Origin of the sequence: Streptomyces sp. Sge12 (assembly GCF_002080455.1) — a bacterium.
Lineage (GTDB): Bacteria > Actinomycetota > Actinomycetes > Streptomycetales > Streptomycetaceae > Streptomyces.
In genome coordinates this window covers 1379601-1402219 of sequence record NZ_CP020555.1, presented here as the reverse complement: position 1 = coordinate 1402219, position 22619 = coordinate 1379601, and the positions used below count along the sequence as shown (strand labels likewise).

The 22619-nt window shown below is 73.8% G+C and carries 21 protein-coding genes and 1 tRNA gene; 17 read left to right on the top strand and 5 right to left on the bottom strand.

Annotated elements, in window-relative coordinates:
- Complete coding sequence (locus tag B6R96_RS06290) at window positions 1-1443, bottom strand: sulfatase family protein (RefSeq protein WP_081521901.1); 1443 nt, start codon at window positions 1441-1443, stop codon at window positions 1-3.
- Between the two features lie 182 nt (window positions 1444-1625).
- Window positions 1626-2063 carry a hypothetical protein gene (locus B6R96_RS06285; RefSeq protein WP_030385122.1) on the bottom strand — a complete coding sequence of 146 codons (438 nt, stop codon included), beginning with the start codon at window positions 2061-2063 and terminating at the stop codon, window positions 1626-1628.
- A 361-nt stretch (window positions 2064-2424) separates the two neighbouring features.
- On the opposite strand from B6R96_RS06285, the gene B6R96_RS06280 reads away from it, so the two are divergent.
- Window positions 2425-4149, top strand: coding sequence for a glycoside hydrolase family 71 protein (locus tag B6R96_RS06280; RefSeq protein WP_078937783.1), 1725 nt, complete (start codon window positions 2425-2427; stop codon window positions 4147-4149).
- A 68-nt stretch (window positions 4150-4217) separates the two neighbouring features.
- Here B6R96_RS06280 and B6R96_RS06275 read toward each other — a convergent pair whose 3' ends face one another.
- Window positions 4218-4562 (bottom strand): YybH family protein, encoded by a 345-nt coding sequence (locus B6R96_RS06275; protein ID WP_053168967.1) that lies wholly within the window; start codon window positions 4560-4562, stop codon window positions 4218-4220.
- Window positions 4563-4701: 139 nt separating this feature from the next.
- On the opposite strand from B6R96_RS06275, the gene B6R96_RS06270 reads away from it, so the two are divergent.
- Entirely contained in the window at window positions 4702-5709 is a 1008-nt protein-coding gene (locus tag B6R96_RS06270; protein ID WP_081521900.1) for a LysR family transcriptional regulator, read from the top strand.
- Window positions 5706-6866, top strand: coding sequence for an aminotransferase class V-fold PLP-dependent enzyme (locus B6R96_RS06265; RefSeq protein WP_081521899.1), 1161 nt, complete (start codon window positions 5706-5708; stop codon window positions 6864-6866). The genes B6R96_RS06270 and B6R96_RS06265 overlap by 4 nt, the downstream gene beginning before the upstream one ends.
- Here B6R96_RS06265 and cobF read toward each other — a convergent pair.
- A complete protein-coding gene (gene cobF, locus B6R96_RS06260; protein WP_081521898.1) occupies window positions 6853-7605 on the bottom strand; it encodes a precorrin-6A synthase (deacetylating) in 753 nt (250 codons plus the stop codon). The genes B6R96_RS06265 and cobF overlap by 14 nt on opposite strands.
- Window positions 7606-7623: 18 nt before the next feature.
- Here cobF and B6R96_RS06255 point away from each other — a divergent pair, with 18 nt between their 5' ends.
- From B6R96_RS06255 to B6R96_RS06240, 4 genes are read left to right on the top strand one after another with little or no spacing between them, the layout of a single operon-like run.
- The gene (locus B6R96_RS06255; RefSeq protein WP_081521897.1) at window positions 7624-8379 is read left to right on the top strand and encodes a (Fe-S)-binding protein; all 756 of its coding nucleotides are present in this window, start codon (window positions 7624-7626) and stop codon (window positions 8377-8379) included.
- Window positions 8376-9881, top strand: coding sequence for a lactate utilization protein B (locus B6R96_RS06250; protein WP_081521896.1), 1506 nt, complete (start codon window positions 8376-8378; stop codon window positions 9879-9881). Before B6R96_RS06255 ends, B6R96_RS06250 begins: the two co-directional genes overlap by 4 nt.
- The gene (locus tag B6R96_RS06245; protein WP_081521895.1) at window positions 9878-10522 is read left to right on the top strand and encodes a LutC/YkgG family protein; all 645 of its coding nucleotides are present in this window, start codon (window positions 9878-9880) and stop codon (window positions 10520-10522) included. The genes B6R96_RS06250 and B6R96_RS06245 overlap by 4 nt, the downstream gene beginning before the upstream one ends.
- A 4-nt stretch (window positions 10523-10526) precedes the next feature.
- On the top strand, window positions 10527-10922 hold the full coding sequence (locus tag B6R96_RS06240; protein ID WP_030385113.1) for a VOC family protein: 396 nt from the start codon (window positions 10527-10529) through the stop codon (window positions 10920-10922).
- Here the strand turns inward: B6R96_RS06240 and B6R96_RS06235 are convergent.
- Complete coding sequence (locus B6R96_RS06235) at window positions 10902-11384, bottom strand: DUF309 domain-containing protein (RefSeq protein ID WP_081525004.1); 483 nt, start codon at window positions 11382-11384, stop codon at window positions 10902-10904. The genes B6R96_RS06240 and B6R96_RS06235 overlap by 21 nt on opposite strands.
- 108 nt (window positions 11385-11492) lie before the next feature.
- Here B6R96_RS06235 and B6R96_RS06230 point away from each other — a divergent pair.
- The 10 genes from B6R96_RS06230 (at window position 11493) to B6R96_RS06185 (ending at window position 22616) form a co-directional block, all read left to right on the top strand.
- Window positions 11493-11566, top strand: a tRNA-Pro gene (locus tag B6R96_RS06230).
- Window positions 11567-11759: 193 nt separating this feature from the next.
- Window positions 11760-12911, top strand: coding sequence for a LamG domain-containing protein (locus B6R96_RS06225; RefSeq protein ID WP_159396293.1), 1152 nt, complete (start codon window positions 11760-11762; stop codon window positions 12909-12911).
- A 254-nt stretch (window positions 12912-13165) separates the two neighbouring features.
- Window positions 13166-13879: a glycosyltransferase family 2 protein gene (locus B6R96_RS06220; RefSeq protein ID WP_051779065.1), complete on the top strand. Its 714-nt coding sequence runs from the start codon at window positions 13166-13168 to the stop codon at window positions 13877-13879.
- Window positions 13876-14301, top strand: a complete 426-nt coding sequence (locus B6R96_RS06215; RefSeq protein ID WP_159396292.1) for a hypothetical protein — start codon at window positions 13876-13878, stop codon at window positions 14299-14301. Before B6R96_RS06220 ends, B6R96_RS06215 begins: the two co-directional genes overlap by 4 nt.
- Window positions 14301-15419: a glycosyltransferase family 4 protein gene (locus B6R96_RS06210; RefSeq protein WP_081521892.1), complete on the top strand. Its 1119-nt coding sequence runs from the start codon at window positions 14301-14303 to the stop codon at window positions 15417-15419. Before B6R96_RS06215 ends, B6R96_RS06210 begins: the two co-directional genes overlap by 1 nt.
- Window positions 15416-17707 carry a DUF2206 domain-containing protein gene (locus tag B6R96_RS06205; RefSeq protein ID WP_081521891.1) on the top strand — a complete coding sequence of 764 codons (2292 nt, stop codon included), beginning with the start codon at window positions 15416-15418 and terminating at the stop codon, window positions 17705-17707. The genes B6R96_RS06210 and B6R96_RS06205 overlap by 4 nt, the downstream gene beginning before the upstream one ends.
- Window positions 17704-18855: a glycosyltransferase family 4 protein gene (locus B6R96_RS06200; RefSeq protein WP_081521890.1), complete on the top strand. Its 1152-nt coding sequence runs from the start codon at window positions 17704-17706 to the stop codon at window positions 18853-18855. The genes B6R96_RS06205 and B6R96_RS06200 overlap by 4 nt, the downstream gene beginning before the upstream one ends.
- The gene (locus tag B6R96_RS06195; RefSeq protein ID WP_159396291.1) at window positions 18848-20260 is read left to right on the top strand and encodes a lipopolysaccharide biosynthesis protein; all 1413 of its coding nucleotides are present in this window, start codon (window positions 18848-18850) and stop codon (window positions 20258-20260) included. Before B6R96_RS06200 ends, B6R96_RS06195 begins: the two co-directional genes overlap by 8 nt.
- A complete protein-coding gene (locus tag B6R96_RS06190) occupies window positions 20257-21501 on the top strand; it encodes a polysaccharide pyruvyl transferase family protein (protein WP_107475474.1) in 1245 nt (414 codons plus the stop codon). The genes B6R96_RS06195 and B6R96_RS06190 overlap by 4 nt, the downstream gene beginning before the upstream one ends.
- Entirely contained in the window at window positions 21498-22616 is a 1119-nt protein-coding gene (locus tag B6R96_RS06185; protein WP_081521887.1) for a glycosyltransferase family 4 protein, read from the top strand. The genes B6R96_RS06190 and B6R96_RS06185 overlap by 4 nt, the downstream gene beginning before the upstream one ends.
- The last annotated feature ends 3 nt before the right edge of the window (window positions 22617-22619 follow it).

Below are 22619 nucleotides of genomic sequence, written 5' to 3'. Positions count from 1 at the left end.
TCAGCCGGCGCGATCGGCGGCCAGTTGCGCGGCCAGCGCCGGTATGCCGAGGGCCTGTTCCTGCGCCGGGGTGGCCCGGTGGAGCAGGTTCTGCAACTGGTACGGGTCGCTCACGAGGTCGTAGTACTCCCGGAAGGCCACCTGCCCGGTGCCGGAGACCGCGCCCGTCGCATCGGTGTGCAGGTCGTAGTACTCGGTGTACTGCTTGTCCTTGGCCACGTACGAGGCCCAGGTCTTCGGCCCGGCGCCGCCCGTACCCTGCTTCCACCACTGGACCAGCAGGTGGTCCCGGGCGGCCGCGGTCAGCAGCGAGTGCCCGTCGAGGGGCGTGGCGGGGGCGATCCCGGCCGCGTCCAGGATGGTGGGCGCGACATCGATGTTGGCGACGATGCGGCTGTCCGTGGTGCCGGAGCCGAGGCCCCCGGCCGGCCAGGAGAGGTAGAACGGCACCTCGTGGGCGGGGGAGTAGGGCACGGACTTCTTCAGCCAGCCGTGGTCGGCCCAGGTGTAGCCGTTGTCGGCGGTGTAGATGACGAGGGTGTTCTCCAGCTGGCCGAGCGCCACCAGCTTGTCGTGGATGGCCTGCACGGCGTCGTCGACCGACAGCAGCGCGCGCAGCTGGCGGCGGCGCAACTCCTGCGCGTCGGCGAGGGTGGCGGTGGCGTTGCGGATGTACGCGGGCTTGTCGCTGCGGTCGGCCTCCGGGACGGAGGGGCGGCCGTTCCAGGCGGGGACGGGCGTTTCGGCGTACTTGGCCGCCGGGGTGTTCGGCTCGTGGGAGGCGTACGGGGTGACGTACGCGAACCAGGGACGGCTGTCGGTGGCCGCCTTGTCGAGGAAGGCCAGCGTCCTGTTCTTGATGACGTTGGTGGTGTAGCCGGGGAGCTGCTGGACGGTGCCGTCGATGTTCCACCAGGCGTTGTTGAAGCCCGGCCGGAGCAGGGCGAATTCCTCGAAGTGCGGCGGACTGTCCTCGAGCGCCCAGGAGTTGAGGTACTTGCCGAACAGCCCGGTGCGGTATCCGGCCTGCCCCAGCCGGCGCTGCACGGTGGTGGACCGGTCGAGGCTGTGCGAGGCCGCGTTGTTGCGCACGCCGTGGTGGTGCGCGTGGCGGCCCGAGAGGATCGAGGAACGGGAGGGCGCGCACAGGGGGGTCGCGGAGTGCCCGTGGGTGAAGGTGACGCCCTGCCCGCCGAGCCAGTTGATGAGCTTCGGGAGGGCCCAGTCGGTGTGCTTGGGCTGGTCGTCGGTGACGATCAGCAGGATGTTCGGCCGGGCGGCGGCCGCGGCGGCGGGGGCGGCGGCCGCGGCGCCGGCCAGGGCGGGGGTGGCGGCGGCCGCGGCCGCCGCCGCGGCGCCGGCGAGGAAACCGCGCCTGCCGACCGGGCCGGAGCGGGACGAGTCGCGGGGCGCGTTCCGGGGCGTGCTGGTGTGCTCGCTCACGAAGGTCTCCTGTACGTGCGGGGAAGGGAACGTACGCACGGGGGTTCTCGGCGGAGCGCGCGCACCGCCGAAACCCGCAGGTCAGACCCTAGAACCGGGGTGTGGCAGCGCCATGGCAGGGCCGTGGCGGCTCCATGGCGGCGGTGTGCCGCGCACGTAACGGCGCGGCGGGCGGCGGGCGGTCAGAGCCGGTGGATCCGCTCCTGCTCGAAGGCGAGCGGAGACCGCCCGGCGGCCAGGATCCGCAGTCCCGGGGCCACGGCCAGCACTTTCCGCAGCCAGGCCAGGGCGTCCGGGCCGAGCTGCTCCGCGCCGTCCAGGACGAGCAGCATGTCCCGCTCGGCCAGCCAGGAGGCGGTGTCGGTCCTCCCGCACGCCGACTGCGACATGCCGGGTACGGAGCCCAGCTCGGCCGTCAGCTCGCGGACGCCGTAGCCGCCGTGGAGCGGGTCCATTGCGACGAGGGCCACCCCGTCGTAGAAGTTGGACGCGATCCGCCGCGCGATCTCCCGCACCAATAAGCTCCGCGGCTCGCGGAACGCTCCCGCCACGGTCAGGACGCGCCCCCGCCGCACGGCGGTGAGCAGCCGGGACATCTCGGCGGACGTCGCCGGCAGCATTCCGGTCGACCCCTTTTCCCTCATCGACCCGGCTTCCCCCATGGCCCCGGATTCCCTCATCGGCACGATGCCCCCATTGCATGCGTGACCAGGCGCGGCGAGAGGGTTTTTTCTGGCCGCGTGACGTCGATTATGCGCCACTAACGACGCAAGGCTAGGGGAATGTCGCATTCCGAAGAACGGGTTCGCTGCGGCCCAGGTGGGGGCTCCGCACGCGTCGCCGGACGGGCTGCGTAGTTCCCGTGGTCCGTGTGACGTACGTACCGGGGCCCTGGTTCCTTTGAACAGTTGTCCGGAAGCCGGGATTGGGCTCTACTGCTGTCCAGCCCCTCCTCGGGGCATATTCGCGGGAGGGACCAGAATGACAGCGGACCGGCGAACGGACCGGCGGGCACAGCACCGTGCGGCACGGCGGGCCGGGAGCGGGCCGGTCTCGCACCGGCGCCGGCCGGCCTTCCGCGGCCGCCGGCCGCTGCTCGCCACGCTGCTCTCAGCCTTCTTCCTGGTCGGCGTCTGTGCGGCCACCGGAACGGCCTGGGACCCCCTCAGCGGAGCTTCCGTGGAAGGGGCTTCGGCCCAGGGCGGCCTCCCGGCGGCCATCGGGACCGATGCCGCCCCCGGCGCGGCCGTCCCGTCACCCGCCCCGCCCCCGGCCCCCACCAAGGGCGCGGCCGCCAAGGGCAACCCCGAGGGCGCCGTGGACACCGGCGCCGAACGCCCCACCGGCGCCCTGCCCTTCGACATGCCCCAGCCGGCCGCGCTGCGCTCCGGCGCGGCGGGCAAGAAGCTGGTGTTCGCGCACTACTTCACCCCGTACCCGCTCTCCCTCGACAACGCGGCCGCGGACCGCGACTACTACACCCGCAACTACCTCAACCCCGACGGCGAGAGCGGCAAGCACGGCAGGTACGGCGGCCTGCTGCGCGACCGGCCGCTGCCCGTCACCCCCAAGACCGGGGACTGGGAGTACGCCAACCTCCAGCAGGAGGTGCGCACGGCCCGCGCGGCGGGCATCGACGGCTTCACCCTCGACCTGCTCTCCCTCTCCGGCAAGAACTGGGACCGCTCCAACCTGCTGATGGCGGCGGCCCGTTCGGTCGACCCGTCGTTCAAGATCATGCTGATGCCGGACATGACCTCGCTGAAGACCGACGACCCCGCGGTGCTCGCCGAGGCGCTCGCCACGCTCGCCGACGCACCGGCCGCGCACCGGCTCCCCGACGGCCGGCTCGTGGTCTCCCCCTTCAAGGCGGAGGAGAAAAGCGTGGCCTGGTGGACCCGGGCCCTCGACCTCCTCCAGACCAAGCACGGCATCCGCACCGCCTTCGTCCCGCTCTTCCTCGACTTCGGCGCCCACAGCGGCGCGTTCGCCCCGATCAGCCACGGCTTCTCCGAATGGGGCAGCCGCAGCTACGTCGGCCAAGAGAGCTCCACGCGCGACGTCCAGCGGGCCCACGGCATGGGGAAGATCTGGATGCAGCCCGTGTCGGTCCAGGACGCGCGCCCCAACCAGGGCATCTACGACGAGGCGGGCAACACCGCGACGCTGCGCTCCACCTGGACGCGCGCCATCGAGGACGGCGCGGACTGGGTGCAGCTCACCACCTGGAACGACTACTCGGAGGGCAGTCAGTTCGCCCCCTCCCTGCACAACGGGTACGCGTACCTGGACCTGACCTCGTACTACCTGACCAGGTTCAAGACCGGCAGCTGGCCGAAGATCGTCCGGGACACGCTCTACCTCTCGGCCCGCACCCAGTTCGCGGCCGCCGACCCGACGGGCGACCAGTCGCTGGTGATGTCGCTGCGCAGGGGGAGCGCCCCGCCCCGGGACAAGGTGGAGGTGCTGAGCTTCCTCACCGGCCCCGGATCGGTCCGCACCACCGTCGGAACGACCGAGAGCAGCCACGAGGCCCCCGCGGGCATCCACGCGCAGCTCGTGCCGCTGAAGCCGGGGACCAGCGCGGCGCAGGTCGTCCGGGGCGGCAAGGGCGGGGTGCGGGTCGACCTGCCGTACCGGGTGGACCACCAGGTGGAGGTGCAGGACCTCCAGTACTACGCGGCCACCAGCGGACGCGAGTCGTAGGCCGGGACGGAGCCGGGCGGGGCGCCGGGCCCGGCGCCCCGCCCGGCGCGCCGGGCCCGCCGGGGCCGTCAGCCGGTCGGCGGGGCGAATTCGGGCTGGTCGAGCAGGCGCAGCCAGCTGCCGTCGGGCTGGCGCCGGACGACCTGCGCGCGGGCGCCGGAACCGTCCTTCGGCGGGGTCGAGGTGAGGGCGATGCCACCGCTGATCAGCGTCGGCAACGGCTCCTCGGGCTCGAAGACAGGGCGGTGGGCCAGCACCTGCTCCCACAGGGCCTGGATCGCCTTCCGGCCCACGGTCCGCTCCCCGGGCGGGTACGCCAGCACCGCGTCCTCCTCGTAGAGCGCGGCGACCCCTGCCGCGTCCCCGGCGTTGGAACGCTCGACGAACAGGCGGGTGATGTCCTCGGGGCGCATCGCCTTCTCGTACACGACTTCCTCCACGGGTCTCGTCGTCCGCTGCGCGGCCGTGCCGCCGTGCCGCGTACGTCCAGGCTGGATCCCCGGTGATCAGAAGTCCAACAGCTGGTTCTTCTGGAAACTAGAATCCCTGGTCATGGAACTGAGGCAGCTCGCCTACTTCGTCGCCGTCGCCGAGGAGCAGAACTTCACCCGGGCGGCCGAGCGGGTGCACATCAGCCAGTCCGGGGTCAGCGCCCAGATCCGCCGCCTCGAGCGCGAGCTGGGCGCCGAGCTGTTCGACCGCTCGGCCCGCACCGCCACCCTCACCGCCGCCGGAGAGGCCGCGCTCGCACCCGCCCGGGCCGCACTCGCCGCGGCCGAGGCGGTCGGCCAGGCCGTGGGGGACGTGGCGGGCGTCATCCGGGGCCGGATCACGGTCGGCATGGTCGTGGGCTGCACCGTGACCCCGCTGTTCGACGCCCTCGCCGCCTTCCACCGGACCCATCCCGGCGTGGAGATCGCCCTGGTGGAGGAGAACTCCGACCGGCTCGTCCAGGGGGTGCGCGCCGGCGCCGTCGATGTGGCCCTCATCGGGACGGCGACCGCGGCCCCCGCCGATCTGGAGGCCCTCACGATCGTCAGCGAGCGGCTCGTCGTCGCCGTCCCGCCCGGCCACCCACTGGCGGGCCGGCCCCGGGTCACCCTGCGCGACCTGGGCGGCCATCCCGTCATCTGCATGCCCACCGGCACCGGCCTGCGCGCGGTCCTCGACCGGGCCTGCGCCGCTCAGCACCTGCGGCCGGCGATCGCCCTGGAGGCCGGGGCCGCGGACGCGCTGGCCGACCTCGCCGCGCGCGGGCTGGGCGTCGCCGTCCTCAGCGAGTCCATGGCCGAGGCCTACCGCGACCGGCTCACCGTCCGCGTCCTCGACGACGTCGACATCCCGGCCCTGCTCTGCCTGGTCTGGCGCACCGCGCACGGCCCTGCCGTGCGCGAGCTGCTCGCGTACGGGCGTCGCTCCTTCGGCGCTGCTCACGACCGTGCTCCCGGCGGTACCCACGGCGGTGTTCACGGGGACGCGAGCGAGGGCGGTCTACCGGCATCACCGGCGGCGGGGGATGATCCGCAGGACAGCCGCACCGGATCCCCGGAGGAGCAGTGACCGAGACGATTCGTTCCGCCGGGCCCGCCCAGGCATTCCCCGGCGGGCCCGCCCTGTTCCACCTGGACCCCCGCGTCGCCCATCTGAACCACGGCTCCTTCGGCGCGGTCCCGGTCCCCGTCCAGGAGGCCCAGGCCGCGCTCCGCGCCGAGGCACACGCCGACCCCGACGCCTTCTTCATCGCCGTCCCGGACCGCCTCGCCCGGGCCCGCACCCGGATCGCCGCGCACCTCGGCGCCGACCCCGACGGCATCGCCTTCATCGCCAACGCCACCGAGGGCGCCAACCTCGCCCTCGACGCCGTCCCGCTCGCCGACGGCGACGAGATCCTGGTCACCGACCACGGCTACGGCACCGTCGTCGCGGCCGCCGCCCGCCGCGCCCCCGTCACCACCGTCGCCCTCGATCCCCGCCTGCCCGACGAGGACGCCGTACGGGAGACCGTGCTGGCCGCGCTGACCCCCCGTACGCGGGTGGCCGTACTCGACCACGTCAGCTCGCCCACCGCGCGGATCATCGCCTCCCCCCGGCTGCTCGCCGAGCTGCGCGTACGCGGGGTCACCACCGTCGTCGACGGGGCCCACGCCCCCGGCATGCTCGCCGACCCCCTCGCCGGGGGCGCCGACTTCTGGTTCGGCAACCTCCACAAGTGGGGCTACGCGCCCTCCGGCAGCGCGGTCCTGGCCGTGGCCCCACAGCACCGCAGCCGCATCCGGGCGCTCGTACCGTCCTGGGAGGACTCGCACGGATTCCCGCGTTCCGTCGAGAACCGCGCCACCGCCGACTACACCGGCTGGCTCGCCGCCCCCGACGGGCTGGACCTCCTCGAACGCCTCGACGCCGCCAAGGTGCGGGCCCACAACAGCGCGCTGGCCGCCCACGGCGCGGCCCTGCTCGCCGAGCTCCCCGGGCTCACCGCGCTCCCGCACGGCGAGGGGCTCGCGATGCGCACCCTGCGCCTGCCGGCCGGCGTCGCCGAGACCCCGGAGCGCGCCCGCGAACTGCGCGAGCGGATCGCGGCCGAGCAGGGCATCCGGGTGCTGATCTGGCCCTGGCCGGGCGGCGGCGGCATCCGCGTCTGCGGCCAGATCTACAACCGCCCCGAGGAGTACGAACGCCTCGCCGCCGTCCTCCCGTCCTGCCTCAGGCGCGCCTGAGCAGGTACGTGTCCATGATCCAGCCCTTGCGGGCGCGGGCCTCGGTGCGCAGCTCCTCGATCCGCCCGGCGACTTCCGCGAGCTTGCCCTGCACCAGGATCTCGTCCGGGGTGCCGACATAGGCACCCCAGTAGATGTAGAGGTCCTGGTCCAGGTGGGCGGTGAAGGCGTGCCGCGCGTCCAGCATGACCACCACGTCGTCCACGTCCTCGGGCCAGCCCTCGGCCAGCCGGCGGCCGGTGGTGATCTGGACGGGGCGCCCGACCCGGTTCAGGTTGGTCCGGTGCCGCGCCAGCAGCGCCGAAATGCTGCTGATGCCGGGCACGACCTCGTGCTCGAAGGCCACCCGGCCGCGCTCCAGCACCTCGTCGAGGATCGCGAGCGTGGAGTCGTAGAGGGAGGGATCGCCCCAGACCAGGAACGCGCCCGTCTCGCCGTCCGCCAGGTCCTCCGCGATGAAGCGCTCGAAGAGCGCGGCCCGCGCGCTGCGCCAGCCGTCCACCGTCGGGGTGTAGTCGGCGGGAGTCCGGTCCCGGTCCGGGTCGCGGCCCTCCACCAGCCGGTGGCCGGGGCGGGCGTGCGCGTCGAGCATCGCGCGCCGCAGCCCGGTCAGATCCGCCTTCTCCTCGCCCTTCTCCAGGATGAGGAATGCGTCCGCCGCGCCGATCGCCCTGACCGCCTGGAGGGTCAGGTGGTCCGGGTCGCCCGCGCCTATGCCGATCACTGAGAACTTCTTCACCGGGCTATTGTGCCCATCATGCGAGCCGCGCTGTTCGTCACCTGCGTCAATGACGCCCTGTACCCGCGCACCGGCATCGCCGTCGTACGCCTCCTGGAGCGGCTCGGCGTCGCCGTGGACTTCCCGGCCGCCCAGAGCTGCTGCGGGCAGCCGCAGTACAACACCGGCTACCGGTACGAGACCGAACCGCTGGTGCGGCGTACCGCACGGGCCTTCGCCGGGTACCCGTACGTGGTCACCCCGTCCGGATCCTGCGCCGCGATGATCCGCGAGCACTACCCGCGCATCGGCCGGAAGGCGGCGGCGGAGGGGCGGGGCGGCGAGCTCGCCGAGGCGGCCGCCTCGCTCGCACCGCGCGTGTACGAGCTGACCGAGTTCCTGGTGGACGTGCTGGGGGTGACCGACGTGGGCGCGTACTTCCCGCACACCGTCACCTACCACCCCTCTTGCCACGGCCTGCGCGGCCTGGGGCTGGGGGACCGGCCGCGGCGGCTGCTGGCCGCGGTCAAGGGCCTCGACCTGGTCGAACTGCCGGGCGCCGAGGAGTGCTGCGGCTTCGGCGGCACCTTCGCCGTCAAGAACCCGGACGTGTCCACCGCCATGGGCGCCGACAAGATCGCGGCCGCGGCCGGTACCGGCGCCCGCGTCCTGTGCGGCGCCGACAATTCCTGCCTCGCCCACCTCGACGGCCTGCTGCGCCGCGCGGACAGCCCGATCCGCGCCCTGCACCTCGCCGAGATCCTGGCCGCCACCGAGGAGGAACCGCTGCCGTGACCGGTACCCACCTGGGCATGCCCGCCTTCCCCGCCGCCGCGCCCGCCTTCCCGGCCGCCGCGCGGGAGGCCGTACGGGACGAGGGGCTGCGGGCCAACCTGCGGCACGCCACGCACACCATCCGTGACAAACGCCGGCGGGCCGTCGCCGAACTGGAGGACTGGGACCGGCTGCGCGCCGCGGGCCGGGCCGTCAAGGACCACACCCTGCGCCATCTCGACCGCTACTTGCTCCAGTTGGAGGAGGCGGTCACGGCGGCCGGCGGCACCGTCCACTGGGCCGCCGACGCGGACGAGGCCAACCGGATCGTCACGGACCTGGTCCGGGCGACCGGCGAGCGCGAGGTCGTCAAGGTCAAGTCCATGGCCACACAGGAGATCGGGCTCAACGAGGCCCTGGAGGCCGCCGGGATCGCCGCGTACGAGACCGACCTCGCCGAGCTGATCGTGCAGCTCGGCCACGACCGGCCGTCCCACATCCTGGTCCCGGCCATCCACCGCAACCGGGCCGAGATCCGCGACATCTTCCGCGCGGAGATGGGCGGTTGGGGACGGGCGGCGCCCGAACCCCTCGGCGACGATCCGCGCGAACTCGCCGAGGCGGCACGCCTGCACCTGCGGGAGAAGTTCCTGCGCGCCAAGGTCGCCGTGTCCGGGGCCAACTTCATGGTCGCCGAGACGGGCACCATGGTCGTCTTCGAGTCCGAGGGGAACGGCCGGATGTGCCTGACCCTGCCCGAGACCCTGATCTCGGTCGTGGGCATCGAGAAGGTCGTCCCGACCTTCCGCGACCTGGAGATCTTCCTCCAGACGCTGCCGCGCTCCTCGACGGCCGAGCGGATGAACCCGTACACCACGATGTGGACCGGGCTGGGCCCTTCGAGGGGGGCGGACGGCGACGGCCCCTCCGCCTTCCACCTCGTCCTCCTCGACAACGGCCGCACCGACACCCTCGCCGACGAGGTCGGCCGGCAGGCCCTGCGCTGCATCCGCTGCTCCGCCTGCCTCAACGTCTGCCCCGTCTACGAACGCGCCGGCGGCCACGCCTACGGCTCCGTCTACCCCGGCCCCATCGGCGCGATCCTCAGCCCCCAACTCCGCGGCACCGGAAGCGCGATCGACGCCTCACTGCCCTACGCGTCCACCCTGTGCGGAGCCTGCTACGAGGTCTGCCCGGTCGCCATCGACATCCCCGAGGTCCTCGTCCACCTCCGCGAGCGGGTGGCCCAGGGCGGCCCGGTGACCCGCGGCGGCGTCCGCGTCACGCTCCGCCCCGCGGACGGCCACACCGCCGAACGGGCCGCCATGCGGGCCGCCCGGCTGCTCCTGGACCGCCCCGGGGCCCTGCGCGCGGCGGAGCGGCTGCTCGCCCGGGCCCGGCGCCTGGCGCCCCGCAGGCTCCCCGGCGCCGGGCGGGCCTGGACCGACAGCCGCGAACTGCCCACGGTGCCGGCGGAGTCCTTCCGCGACTGGTGGGCCCGGGAACGGAGCGACCCGCGATGAGCAGCAAGGACCGCATCCTGGGCCGGATCCGCCGGGCGCTGCGCGACGACGCCCCCGCGGTGGAGATCCCCCGCGACTACCTCCACGTGCACGGCGCCCGCACCCCGGCCCAGCGGGTGGACCTGCTCGCCGCCCACCTCGCCGAGTACCGGGCCGTGGTCCACCGCACGGACGAGGAGGGGCTGCCCGCCCTGATCGCGCGGCTGCTCGCGGAACGGGGCGCCCGGTCCGTGCTGGTTCCGCCCGGTCTGCCCCCGCACTGGCTCCCGGCCGCGGGCCCGATCCGGGTCCCCGACCGCGTCCCCGACCGGGCGGCTTCCACCCCGTACGAACTGGACCGGGTCGACAGCGTGGTCACCGGCTGCGCCCTGGCCGTCGCCGAGACCGGCACGATCGTCCTGGACGCCGGCCCGGACCAGGGCCGGCGGCGCATCACCCTGGTCCCGGACCACCACATCTGCGTGGTCCGCGTCCCGGACCAGGTGGTGGACTCCATTCCGCAGGCCCTGCCGCTCCTCGACCCGACGCGCCCGCTGACCTGGATCTCCGGCCCCTCCGCCACCAGCGACATCGAGCTGGACCGGGTGGAGGGGGTGCACGGCCCCCGCACGCTCGAGGTGGTCCTCGTCGGCACACAATGAGGGCATGCCCTCCCACATCGCCCTCACGGCACTCCTCGTCCGCGACTACGACGAGGCCATCGACTTCTACACCCGCGCCCTCGGCTTCGACCTCGCCGAGGACACCGCCCGCCCGGACGGCTCCCGCTGGGTCGTGGTCCGCCCGCCCGGCGCCACCGAGTCCGCCCTGCTGCTGGCCCGCGCCAAGGACGAGGCCCAGCGCTCCCGGGTCGGCGACCAGACGGGCGGCCGCGTCGGCCACTTCCTGTACACGGACGACTTCGCCCGCGACCACGCCCGGATGACCGCCGAGGGCGTCCACTTCCTGGAGGAGCCGCGCCACGAGCCGTACGGCTCCGTCGCGGTCTTCGAAGACCTGTACGGCAACCGCTGGGACCTGCTACAGCCCGCCGCCCGCTAGCCGGGGAGCCTCCCGTACGGGGTCGACCGGCCGGCCGCCGGCCTCCACCCGGCCGGCCAGCTCCCCGGCCCACCGCACCAGGCCCGGCACGTCGACCCCGTACGGCACCCCGTCCAGCCCCTCGATCCCGGCGGCCCCGCGCCGCAGCAGCCGCGCCCCGCCGACCGCGTTGCCGCGCGCGGCGTGCGTCAACCCGACGGCGAGCTGCGCGAGGCCCCGCCAGAGCGGCGCCGCGGCCGCGGGCCCGGACTTCCAGGCGTCCTCGAACACCTCGTGCGCGTGGAACGGCATCCCGGCGGCCAGCAACCGCTGCGCCTCCCGCACGGTCTCCGCGGCGGACCGCACCACCCCCTCGGGCTGCCGCTCCACGCCGGCGGCCCCGTACGGCAGCGGCCGCCCCAACCCGTCCCGCGGCCGCGCACTGCGCGCCCGCCCGTCAACGTCCCGATCCCGTGCGTTCACCACCCCATCCTCCCTCTCGGTGATTACCGGTGCATGCACACCCCTCTGCGTGGGGTAATGTTCTGCATGTGCCGCCGAGCGCGGGGAAACCCCAGGTCGCAGGCACAACGGGACGTGGCGCAGCTTGGTAGCGCACTTGACTGGGGGTCAAGGGGTCGCAGGTTCAAATCCTGTCGTCCCGACTCGAAGGAGTCGGTCAGGGGCCGTTTCAGAGCAATCTGAAACGGCCCCTTGATCATTATGGGGGCCGGGGCGGTCCGTGTCCGCGATCTCGGGGCGCGGTCAGCGGCCGGGTGCACCGCCCGGAACGCCCCGCCGATACTCGTGCCGTACCGTCTGGTGGCGGTCCGGCGGTCATGTTTTACGATCCGTCCCATGACTGACGGTACGGATCGTACGAGCACTCCCCAGCCGGACCCCGCCGCGGGGCAGGGGGGCTACGGATACCCCCAGGGGACGCCCGGCGGTTACGGCTTTCCGCAGGTCTGGCAGCCCAATCCGTACCAGCAGCCGCAGCCGCAGCCGCAGTCCCTGCCGGGGACCGACGCAGAGCCGCCGCAGCATCCCCAGGCACCCGGGGCGCAGCAGCCGCCCCTGGAGTCCCAGCCGCAGCCGCAGCCACAGTCGACCGGGTTCACGCCCCCGCCCCAGCCCGACTGGCAGGCGATGGCGGACCGTTCGGAGTCGCAGCGGCGGACGCGCAAGCGGATCTGGATGGCCGCCATCGGGCTGGCGGCATGCGGCCTCGGCGTCGGCGCCGGGCTCTTCATCCTGGAGAGAACCGGCAAGGAGGGGAACGCTCCTGGCCCCGGCGCCTCCCGGTCGGCGACCGCCGCCCCCGGCCAGGACACCAACTCGCCCACTGTCCCCGGCGAGCCGAACCTCTTGCGCGACCGTTCCGGCCAGGTCAACATCGCGCTCAGCCCCGACGCCGTTCTCGGCAAGGTGGACAACGGCAACGTGCTGCGCCTGCGCAGCAACGGCAACTCGTACGCGCAGGCCGCCGAGCAGGTGGTCGACGCGTCCAAGGACTTCACCGTCTCCGCCTGGGTCTACAACGAGGCCGAGGGCGGCTCGCGGTTCGCCATCAGCCAGGGCGACGGCACCTCGTACTCCTTCGAGTTGGGTCGCGAGGACAGCAACGGCAAGAAGTCCTGGGTGTTCCGGATGCAGACCGACGAGAAGGGTGCGGCCTCCACCGCCGTGGCCGCCGCCTCGGAAGGCCTGAACACGGTCCGCACCTGGGCCCTGCTGACCGGCGTGTACGACGCCCAGGCCAAGACGCTGACGCTGTACGTCGACGGCAAGGAGGCCGGCCGTGCCCCGGTGGCGGCCGCCTGGTCGGGCCAGGGGCCGCTGCAGCTGGGCCGCTCCCGCCATCACGGGATCTGGAGCGGGCCCTGGGCCGGTGTCATCGGTCACGTCCTGGTGTGGGACAAGCCGCTGAGTGCGGATCAGGTTCTCGCGCTGAAGGGCGGGAAGCTCGACAAGGAGATCAAGCCTGTCGGTTCGTGGCTCGTCGGTTGAGCTCTTTTCGGCCGGGCCGGCCCTGATCCGATCATTACAGGCGGGTCACCCCGGTGGATCGGCGTCTCACGCGTCGGATAGGGTCACCGCTGGCCCGGACACCGGGTTGACGTCCGTAACAGAAACACCCAGCAGACCGCCCGGCTCGACATGCGGCCGAGACTCCACGATGTGAAGGCCCTCAGTTGCCGGGGCGCTCGTACGGCCGTCGTTCTGTTCCGGCACCGGGGGATGAATTGAATACGCTTTCCGTCGTGATTCCGGCGCTCAACGAGGCGCCCAACCTGCCCACCGTGGTCAACTCGGTGCCCACGGGCGCGCTCCGTGCGCTGGGCTGGGAGACCGAGGTCATCGTCGTCGACAACGCTTCCACCGACGACACCGCCGCGGTGGCCGCCGCGCTCGGCGCCACCGTCGTCTCGCAGCCGGAGCGGGGGTACGGCAACGCCTACCACGCCGGGTTCCGCGCGGCCAAGGGCGACGTCATAGCGACCGGCGACGCCGACTGCACCTACCCGTTCGACTCCCTGCCCGAGTTGCTGGGCACCCTGACCGAGGCCGACGTCGAGTTCATGACGACCAACCGGCTCCGCCGCGAGAACCGTTCGGCGATGAAGCGGTCCCACACCGTCGCCAACTACGCACTGAGCGCCCTGAGCCGGGCCCTGTTCCGCAACGGGCTGCGCGACTCGCAGTCGGGCATGTGGGTCTTCCGGCGCTACGTCTGGGACGGCGTCGACGTGAAGTCGACCGGCATGGCCTTCTCCCAGGAGATCAAGAACGCCGCCACCCGGGCCGGCTACCGCTACCTCGAAGTGCCCATCGAATACCGCAACCGCCAGGGCGAGGTGAAGCTCAACGCGCTGCCCGACGGGATGGCCAATCTGCGCCAGCTCTTCGAGCACCGCTTCCGCCGGCCCGGTCAGGGCCGCCCCGCCCGCTACGAACGGCGGCGCACCCCGGCATGAGGAAGCGCCTGATCCGAGCGGCCCTGGTGTTGGCCGTGGCGGCCGCCCTGTGCGCGGGCGCCTGGTCGCTGCCGCCCGTGCGGACGATCCTGCTGGACTCGTTCACCCGTCGGCAAACCGCCTTCATCGAGCTCTACTTCACCGAGAACCCGCGGTTCGACGGAGCGAGCGTCCTCGTTCCCTTCGCCGTGAACGACCACGGCTCAGGAGCCCGGTCACTGGTCGCGACCCTCACCGTCGAGGCTGCCGACGGCAAGGTGCTGGCGACCGAGACCTACCCCGTCGAACCCCACCAGGGCGCCGCGGTCCCGGTCACGGCGCGGATCCGGGCCAAGGGCAACGACGTCGCCCTGGTCCGGGTCTCGCTCACCGGGCACCCGCAGACCCTTCACTTCCGCTTCGGCAAGCCTCCGGAACTCTGATGCGCACCGTTGTCCAGATCACCCCGTACTACCCCCCGCACCTCGGCGGCCTCGAGCGCGTCGTGCTGCACCTGTCGCGCCACCTCGCCGAACGCCACGACGTCCGCGTCGTCACCACCACGCTGGGCTCCGGCGGCGCACCGCGGCGGGCCCGGGAGGACGGCGTCGCCGTACGCAGGCACCGCGCCGCCGAGTTCGCCCACACCGCGATCGCGCCCGGGCTCCTCGGCTCCCTCCTGGCCGCGCCGCGCGGCGCCGTGCTGCACGCGCACTGCGCGCACGCCCTCCTGCCGGAGACCGTGGCGCTCGCCGCCCGGCTGCGCCGACAGCCGTTCGTGCTCCACTTCCACCTCGACGTGGACGCCAGCGGCCGGCTCGGCGGACTCCTGCCCGCCTACAAGAAGCACGTCTTCGGACGGGTCGCGCGCGCCGCCGCGGCGGTCATCGTCCTGACCGAGCAGCAGGCCCGCTTCGTCGAGGACGCCTACCGGGTGCCGCCCGACCGGGTGCACGTGGTGCCCAACGGCGTCGCTGCGGAGTTCTTCCGGTCCGCCGCCGTCCCGGCCGGCGCAGCCACCGCGACCGCCACCGACCGGCCCCTGCGGCTGCTCTACGTCGGCCGCCTCAGCGCCCAGAAGAACGTGGCACGCCTGCTCGACGCGATCGACCTGACCGAGGCCCCGGTCACGCTCCGCATCGTCGGCGGCGGCGAGCTCGACGCCGACCTGCGCGCCCGTGCCGCCCGCCTCGGCCTCGGCGAGCGCGTCGAGTTCACCGGGCCCCTGCACGGCGGGGACCTCCTCGCCGCCTACGCGGACGCCGACGCCTTCGTGCTGCCCTCCGACCGCGAGGGCATGCCCCTCGCCGCGTTGGAGGCCATGGCCGCGGCCCTTCCCGTCCTGGCCACCGACGTCCCCGGCACCACGGAACTGCTCCGCGGCGTCGGCCTGCTGGCCGCACCGGAGCCGGCCGCGCTCGCCGCCGCCGTGGACCGCCTCGCGTCCGACCCCGCCCTGCGCGCCCGGCTGGCCGGCCGCAGCGCCGAGCGGGCCCGCCGCCACACCTGGGAGGAAGTCACCCGGCAGGTGGAGCTCGTGTACCGGAAGGCAGGGATATGAACCCGCCCCCCTGGCTGCGCGGACGGCTCGGCGTCCTGCTGAGCCTCGGCCCCGCCTGCGCCGTCGAGACGCTGCCCGGCGTCCCCGCCCTCCTGCTCGCCCCGGTCGGCCTGTGGCTGCTCTTCGCCGCACCCGTCCTGCTGCTGCGCGGCTTCACCGACAGGGTGGTCTCCACCCGCAGCGGCTCCCTCCTGCTGGCGGCCGGCCTCGCCGTGCTCCTCGACATCCTCGTGGCGCTGGGCGTCAACACCGTGCTTCCGCTGCTCGGGGTGGAACGGCCCCTGACCCGGTTGGCGCTGGCGTCGGCGACCACCCTCGTGCTCCTCGTCCTCGGAATCCTCGCCCCCCAGTCACCACGGCCCCTCCTGCGCGGCGCACCCCGCCGCGGCGCCCGCCCGGTCGCCTGGACGGCCGGGGCCGCACTCCTGCTGTCCGTGGCCGGACCGATCAGGCTCAACAACGGCTTGGGCGGCGCCGTCAGCACGGCCGCCCTGGTCGTCGTCACGGCGCTGATCGTCCTCCTGCTGGTACGCCGCGGACGCTGCTCCCCGCTCGTCCTGGAGGCCGGGCTCTACGCGGCCTCCGCCACCCTGCTGCTGCTCACCTCCCTGCGCGGCTGGTACATCACCGGGCACGACATCCAGCGCGAGTACCTCTACTTCCGGCTCACCCTCGGCGGCGGCTTCTGGGACATCTCCGCCTACACCGACCCGTACAACGCGTGCCTGAGCATCACCCTGCTGCCGGTCAGCGTGTTCCGGCTCACCGGCATCGAGGACATCTACGTCTTCAAGGCCGTCCTGCCGCTGCTGTTCGCCCTGACCCCCGTACTGGTCCACCGTGCGGTGCGCAATGTGGCGTCCCCGCTCGTGGCGCTGCTCTCCGCCGTGTTCTTCATGGCGTTCCCGACCTTCTTCACCGACATGCCGTTCCTGGGCCGGCAGGCCATCGCCTTCCTGCTGCTGGCCTGCGCGATGCTCGTCCTGACCGATTCCCGGCGCCCGCTGCCCCTGCGGCGCGCGGTGTTCACCGTGCTGCTCGCCGGGGTGGTCCTGTCGCACTACTCGACGATCTACGTGATCGTCGGCACCCTGGCGACCGCGTTCGCCGTGGACAAGGTCTGGCGGCTGGCCTCCCGGCCGGGCCGCGCCCATCCGCACCGCGCCGTCGGCCAAGGCGGGATGCGGACCTTCCTGACCTGGTGGGCCGTGGCCGTACCGGCCGCGCTCGCCCTGCTCTGGGCCGGTCCCCTCACCCACACCGGTGGCCAGCTCGAAAGCACACTGCGGGTCGTCGCGAGCGACCTGTTCGGGTCCGGCGACGCCCGCGGCGGCTCCTCCGACACCCGCTACAGCCTCTTCGGCGGCGCCGGAGTCACCCCGGGGGAGCGGCTCGCCGAATACCGCGAGGACACCATCGGCTACACCCGGGCCGACCGCGCCGAGGGCAAGTACCTGCCGCTGGAGAACCTCGCGAAATACCCCACGCCCGTGGCGGAGAAGGAGAACCTGCCGCTCACCACCGCCGGCCGGGCGCTGGACACCGTCGGCCTGAGCGTGCCCGCCCTCAACGGGGTGCTCCGGCAGGCCGCCGCCCTGCTGCTCCAAGTCCTGGTCCTGGTCGGGTTCGTGATCGCCCTGCGCGGCCGCAGGAGCCCCTTCACGCCCGTTCGCGACCAGGTCACCCTGACCGTGGGCGCCCTCGCGATGATGGGCCTGTTCACGCTGGTGCCGCAGCTGTCGGTCGACTACAGCGTGCTCCGCGCCTTCCAGCAGGGCCTGTTGTTCTTCGCGCCGTTCATCGCCGCCGGCGCCCTGTGGGCGGTGCGCTGGGCCGGCCGCCGCGCCCTGCCCCTGCTGTGCGTCGTCGTCGCCGGGCTGCTGCTCGACCTGACCGGGGCCGTCCCCAAGGCACTCGGCGGCTACCCCGCCCAGCTCGCGCTGAGCAATTCCGGTCCCTCGTACGACATCTACTACCCGCACGCCGAGGACCGCCGGGCCGCCATGTGGCTCAACCAGCGGGCGGCGGGCGACGACCTTGTCGTCCAGACGGACCGGTACTCCTTCAGCCGTCTGCAGACCCTCCTCACCGTCCGCACGCAGGACAGCGTCCACCCGGCGCTGCTGAGGTCCCAGTCCTACGTCCTGCTCGGCTCCACCCCCACCCGCAAGGACGAGGTCACCGTATTCTTCCGGGGCGACCTCGTGACGTACCGGTATCCGCGCGACCTCCTCGACACCACACGCAACCTGATCTACAGCAATGAAGGGGCGGTGGTCTACCGATGAACCACGTCCGGCGACGGCCCCGGGTCCTGCTCGTCAGCCACTACTACCCGCCGCACGTGGGCGGCATCGAGAACGTCGTCCGCAACGAGGCCCTCCACCTGGCCCGGCACGGCGCCGACGTCACCGTCCTCACCAGCGGCGACCGCGCCGGGACCCACCGCGAGGACGGCGTCCGCGTCGTCCGCGTCGCCGCGTCCAACGTGGTGGAGCGCCGGTCGGGCGTCCCCTTCCCGCTGTTCTCGCCGTCGCTGCTGCCCGCAGCCCTTCGCTGGGCCCGCCACGCCGACGTCGTCCACGTCCACGACTGCCTGTACGCCTCTTCCTGGGCCGCCGGACTCGCCGCGGCCGCCACCCGCACCCCCACCGTGGTCACCCAGCACGTCGGCCTGGTGGCGCACCCCTCGGCCCTCGTACGCGGCGTCCAGCGGGCCGTCTACGCCGTCGCGGGCCGGCTCCAGCTCCGCCGCGCCCGCCGGGTGCTCACCGTCAATGGCGACGTCGCCTCCTTCGTCCGCCGGCTCGGCGCCCGCGCCGAGGCCCGCCACCACCTCGCCAACGGCGTGGACACCGGCCTGTTCCGGCCGCCGGCCGACCCCGCGGAACGCGCCGCGGCCCGAGCGCGGCTCGGTCTGCCGGCCGGGCCCACCCTGGTGCTCTTCGCGGGCCGGCTCGTCCCCAAGAAGGGGTACGACCTCCTCCTCGACGCCCATGCCGGCGACGGCGCCTACGAGCTCGTCCTCGCCGGTGACGGGGACGCCGCGGCCCTCGCCGGACGCTCCGGAGTGCACCACCTCGGCTCCCTGTCCGCCGAGGACCTCGCCGACGCCTACCGCGCCTGCGACGTGTTCGCCCTGCCCTCCACCGCCGAGGGCTTCCCGCTGACCGTCCAGGAGGCGATGGCCTCGGGCCTGCCCGTCGTCACGACCGACGACCCCGGCTACGCCCCGTACGGCCTGGACAGCAGCGTCGCCCTGCTGGTGCCCCGTACCGTTCCGGCGCTGCGGGCCGCGCTCGACGGCCTGGTCGCGGACCCCGCCGGGCGGGCGGCGATGGGAGCCGCCGCCCGCGCGTTCGCCGAGGCGTCCTTCGGCTGGGACCGGCACGTGACGGCGCTGCTCGGGCACTACGGGGACGCCGGCCGTGGGTAAGCACGCCCGGCCTGCGGACCAGATGTTCCGCAGCTCGTTCTTCCTGCTGGCGTCCACGGTCACGACGGCCGGGCTGAGCTTCCTCTTCTGGGTGGTCGTGGCGCGCTTCTACCCGCCCGAGCAGGTCGGGCTGGCCACCTCGCTGATCTCCGCGACCTCGCTGCTGTCCTACCTCAGCATGTTCGGCCTCAACAGCACCCTGATCCGCTTCCCCGCCGAGGGCCGGGCCCGCAACGGCCAGATCACCCAGTCCACGGCCCTGGTGCTGCTGGTCTCCTGCGGCGCCGCCGGGATCTACCTGCTGGGGCTGCCCTGGTACGGGCACAAGCTGCTGTTCGTCCGCGACCACGCGCACCTCGCCGCCCTCTTCGTCCTGTCCTGCGCCTGTGCCTCGCTGAACCTCCTGGTCAAGTCGGTCTTCATCAGCGCCCGCATGGCGCAGTACAACGTGCTGTTCGACGGGATCCTCCAAGGCCTCGCCAAACTCGCCGCGCCCGTCGCCCTGGCCGGGTTCGGCGCGGCCGGAATCCTCGGCTCGGCGGGCATCGGCTACGCGGTCGCCGGCGCCGCGGCCCTGCTGCTGCTCCGGCGCCGCCTCGGCTTCCGGTTCGACTTCCGCACCCGGGGCACCCGGCTGCGCGAGCAACTGCGCTTCTCGGTCGCCAGCTACGTCTCCAGCCTGATCAACCTGGCGCCCGTCCTGATCACTCCGCTGATCGTGCTCCAGAAGCTGGGCGCCGCCGAAGCGGGCTACTACTTCGTCGCCTTCCAGATCGCCGCCCTCCTGAACTCCGTCTCCACGGCCGTGGGCGAGGCCGTCTTCGCCGAGGTCTCCTCCGACCCGTCCCGGTTCGGTGAACTCCTGCGCCGCTCCGCGAAGATCATCGCCGCGGTCCAGGTACCCGCCGTCGCCGTCGTCGCGGCCGGCAGCGGACTGCTCCTGATGGTGTTCGGCGGCGGCTACACCACGGCCGCGAGGGGATTGCTCGGCGTGCTCGCCGTCGCCGCGCTCCCCGTCGCCCTCAACACCTGGGCGTGCTTCGGCCTGAAGCTGGCCCAGCGGATGAAGCAACTCATCGCGGCCAACGCCGTCCTCGCGAGCACCACCATCGGCCTGGCCGCGTGGTGGGCGCCGCACGGGCTGGTCCGGGTCGGCTGCGCCTGGGGCATCGGCAATCTGGCCGCCGGACTCTTCGCCACCGCCGCCCTGTTGCGCGGCCGGCCGTCCGCGCCCCGCCCGCCGGAACCGGACGCCGACCCCGGACCGGGCCCGGCCCTCGTCGACACCCTGCCCCTGCGCGCCGTGCGGCTGCCCGGGCCCGCGGCCGCCGCCCCGCCGTCCGCGGCCCCGCTGTCCGCCGCCGCGCCGTCCGCCGCACCACCTGCCGAGAGGTACCGCCCGTGAAGATCGTGGTGATCAACGCCTACGTCCGGGAGAACGCGGGCGACGCCGCGCTGCTCTCCGTCTGCCTGCGCCAGATCCGCGAGGCGTTCCCCGGCGCCGACGTCCGGGTCGCCGGCATGGAGGACCCCGCCGTCCACCCCGCGTTCGAGGACGCCCCCAACCTCGGCTCGATCCGCCGCCACGTCGCCGACGGCACCGCTTCGCGTTCCCGCCGGATCCTGCGGAAGGTGTACGTCGGCGCGGCCGGTGCCGGCCTCCTCCTGCTGCCCCGGACCGCGGCCGCCCTGCTGCGCAGGGCCTTGCCCGCCGAGGCCCGGCGCGAGGCGGACGCCCTGGCCGGCGCCGACCTGGTGGTGTCCACCGGAGGCGCGTACGTCCTGGCCCGCCCGGGCCTCGACGGCCACCAGAACGTCTTCTTCGTCCTGCTGCCCGTCCTGCTCGCCCAGCGGGCCGGCGTGCCCGTCGTCTTCGCCCCGCAGTCCTACGGCCCCTTCCCCTCGCCCCTCCAGCGGCGCCTGGTCGCCCGCGCGCTGGGCCGGTCCCCGCTCGTCCTGGCCCGCGAGGACGTCAGCGCGGCCCAACTGCGCGGCTGCGGCCTGCCCGACACGGTCGTCACCCGCGGCGTCGACTCGGGCTTCGCGTTCGACCCGCCGCCGTCCTCCGACTGGCGGGCCCGGCTCGGCGTGCCACCGGAGCAGCGGCTCGTCGGGGTCACGGCCAGGCGCTGGCTGGCCCCGGCCGCCCAGGACGCGTACGAACGGGCCCTGGCCGCGACGATCGACTCCGTCCAGGCCACCGGAGCCCGCGTCGTGCTGATCCCGCAGGTCAGCACCGACTACCTGGGCGACGACGACCGCATCGTGGAACGCCGGATCGCCGCCCACTGCACCCAGGAGCCCCTGCTGATCGAGGACCGGGTGGACTACCGCGACCTCAAGGGCGTCTACCGGGAGTGCGCCCTGCTGATCGGCACCCGCTTCCATTCGGTGATCTTCTCGCTGACCAGCGGCGTGCCCTGCGTGGCCATCGAGTACGAGCACAAGACCCGCGGCATCATGGCCGATCTCGGCCTCGGCGCCCACGTGCTGGCCATCGAGGACGTCACACATGCCCGGCTGTGGGCGCTGGTCGCACCGCTGCTCCAGGACGACGTGGACTACCGCGAGCAGCTGCGGCGCCGCCTGCCCGGCTACGTCGCCGAGGCGGAGCGCTTCCCCGGCCTGCTGCGGGCCGCCCTGTGAACTCCCGCACGGTGGCCGTCGTCACCCCCTACTACCCGCCGCACCTCGGGGGAGTCGAGCAGTACGCGGCCCGGGTCGCCCGGGCCGTGCACGAGGCGCCCGGCCTCGACGCCGTCGTCCTCACCAGCCGGCCGGGCCTGCGCACCCGCACCTCCGTGGAGGACGGCGTGCGGGTCGTCCGGCTCGGCGCCTGGTTCCGGCTCTCCAACACGCCCGTGAGCCCCCTGTGGCCCCTTCAGCTGCGGTACTGGCTGCGCCGTACGGGCGCCGACGTGGTCCATGCGCACGCCCCCGTACCGGGTCTCGGCGACCTCGCCGTGGCCATGGCGGGCCACCGGCCGGCCGTGCTCACCTACCACGCCGGCCCGATGCACAAGGGCGGGCCCGGAACCGGCGCCGCGGACCGCCTCATCGGCCTGTACGAACGCCGGCTGCTGCCCCGGGTGTTCGCCCGGGCCCGCGCCCTGGTCGCCGTGTCCCCCGTCTCCCTGGCCGCCGGACGGCCCGGAGCCCTGGAGATCAGTCCGGGCGTCGACACCGGCCGCTTCACGCCGGGCCCGCCGCCCTCCACCCGACCGCCGACGCTCCTCTACGTCGGCCGCATCGACCGGTCCTCGGCATGGAAGGGGGTCGATGTCCTCGTCCGCGCCCTGGCCGACGTACCCGGGGCCCGGCTGCGCCTGGTCGGCGGCGGCGACGCGGTCGACGACCAGCTCGCCCTGGCCGCCTCGCTCGGCCTCGCGGACCGGGTCACCGCGTCCGGCGAGCTGACCGGACCCGATCTCGTCCGCGCCGTGCGCGAAGCGGCGGTGCTGGTCCTGCCCTCCGTCACGGCGGCCGAGTCGTTCGGCATGGTCCTCGTGGAGGCGATGGCCTGCGGCACGCCGGTGGTCGGCTCGCGGGTCGGCGGCATCCCGTACGTCGTCGAGGACGGGCGGACCGGCCTGCTGGTGCCGCCCGGCGACCCCGGCGCCCTGGCGGGCGCCTGCCGGCGGCTCCTGGCGGACGGCGCGCTGGCGGACCGGCTGGGCGAGGCGGCGCTGCGCACCGCTCGTGAGCGGTTCTCCTGGGACGGCCTCCTGGCCCGGTACGTGGACCTGTTCCGCTCGCTGTGACCG

Coding starts and splice junctions, on each gene's coding strand:
- B6R96_RS06275 (WP_053168967.1), bottom strand. CDS start 4,562: ATGCGCCCCGAGGACATCACCCGCCTGTTCGTCGAGCGTTCCAACGCC.
- B6R96_RS06210 (WP_081521892.1), top strand. CDS start 14,301: ATGCGCACCGTTGTCCAGATCACCCCGTACTACCCCCCGCACCTCGGC.
- B6R96_RS06285 (WP_030385122.1), bottom strand. CDS start 2,063: ATGCTGCCGGCGACGTCCGCCGAGATGTCCCGGCTGCTCACCGCCGTG.
- B6R96_RS06200 (WP_081521890.1), top strand. CDS start 17,704: ATGAACCACGTCCGGCGACGGCCCCGGGTCCTGCTCGTCAGCCACTAC.
- B6R96_RS06280 (WP_078937783.1), top strand. CDS start 2,425: ATGACAGCGGACCGGCGAACGGACCGGCGGGCACAGCACCGTGCGGCA.
- B6R96_RS06255 (WP_081521897.1), top strand. CDS start 7,624: ATGCGAGCCGCGCTGTTCGTCACCTGCGTCAATGACGCCCTGTACCCG.
- B6R96_RS06225 (WP_159396293.1), top strand. CDS start 11,760: ATGACTGACGGTACGGATCGTACGAGCACTCCCCAGCCGGACCCCGCC.
- B6R96_RS06205 (WP_081521891.1), top strand. CDS start 15,416: ATGAACCCGCCCCCCTGGCTGCGCGGACGGCTCGGCGTCCTGCTGAGC.
- B6R96_RS06215 (WP_159396292.1), top strand. CDS start 13,876: ATGAGGAAGCGCCTGATCCGAGCGGCCCTGGTGTTGGCCGTGGCGGCC.
- B6R96_RS06240 (WP_030385113.1), top strand. CDS start 10,527: ATGCCCTCCCACATCGCCCTCACGGCACTCCTCGTCCGCGACTACGAC.
- B6R96_RS06270 (WP_081521900.1), top strand. CDS start 4,702: ATGGAACTGAGGCAGCTCGCCTACTTCGTCGCCGTCGCCGAGGAGCAG.
- B6R96_RS06245 (WP_081521895.1), top strand. CDS start 9,878: ATGAGCAGCAAGGACCGCATCCTGGGCCGGATCCGCCGGGCGCTGCGC.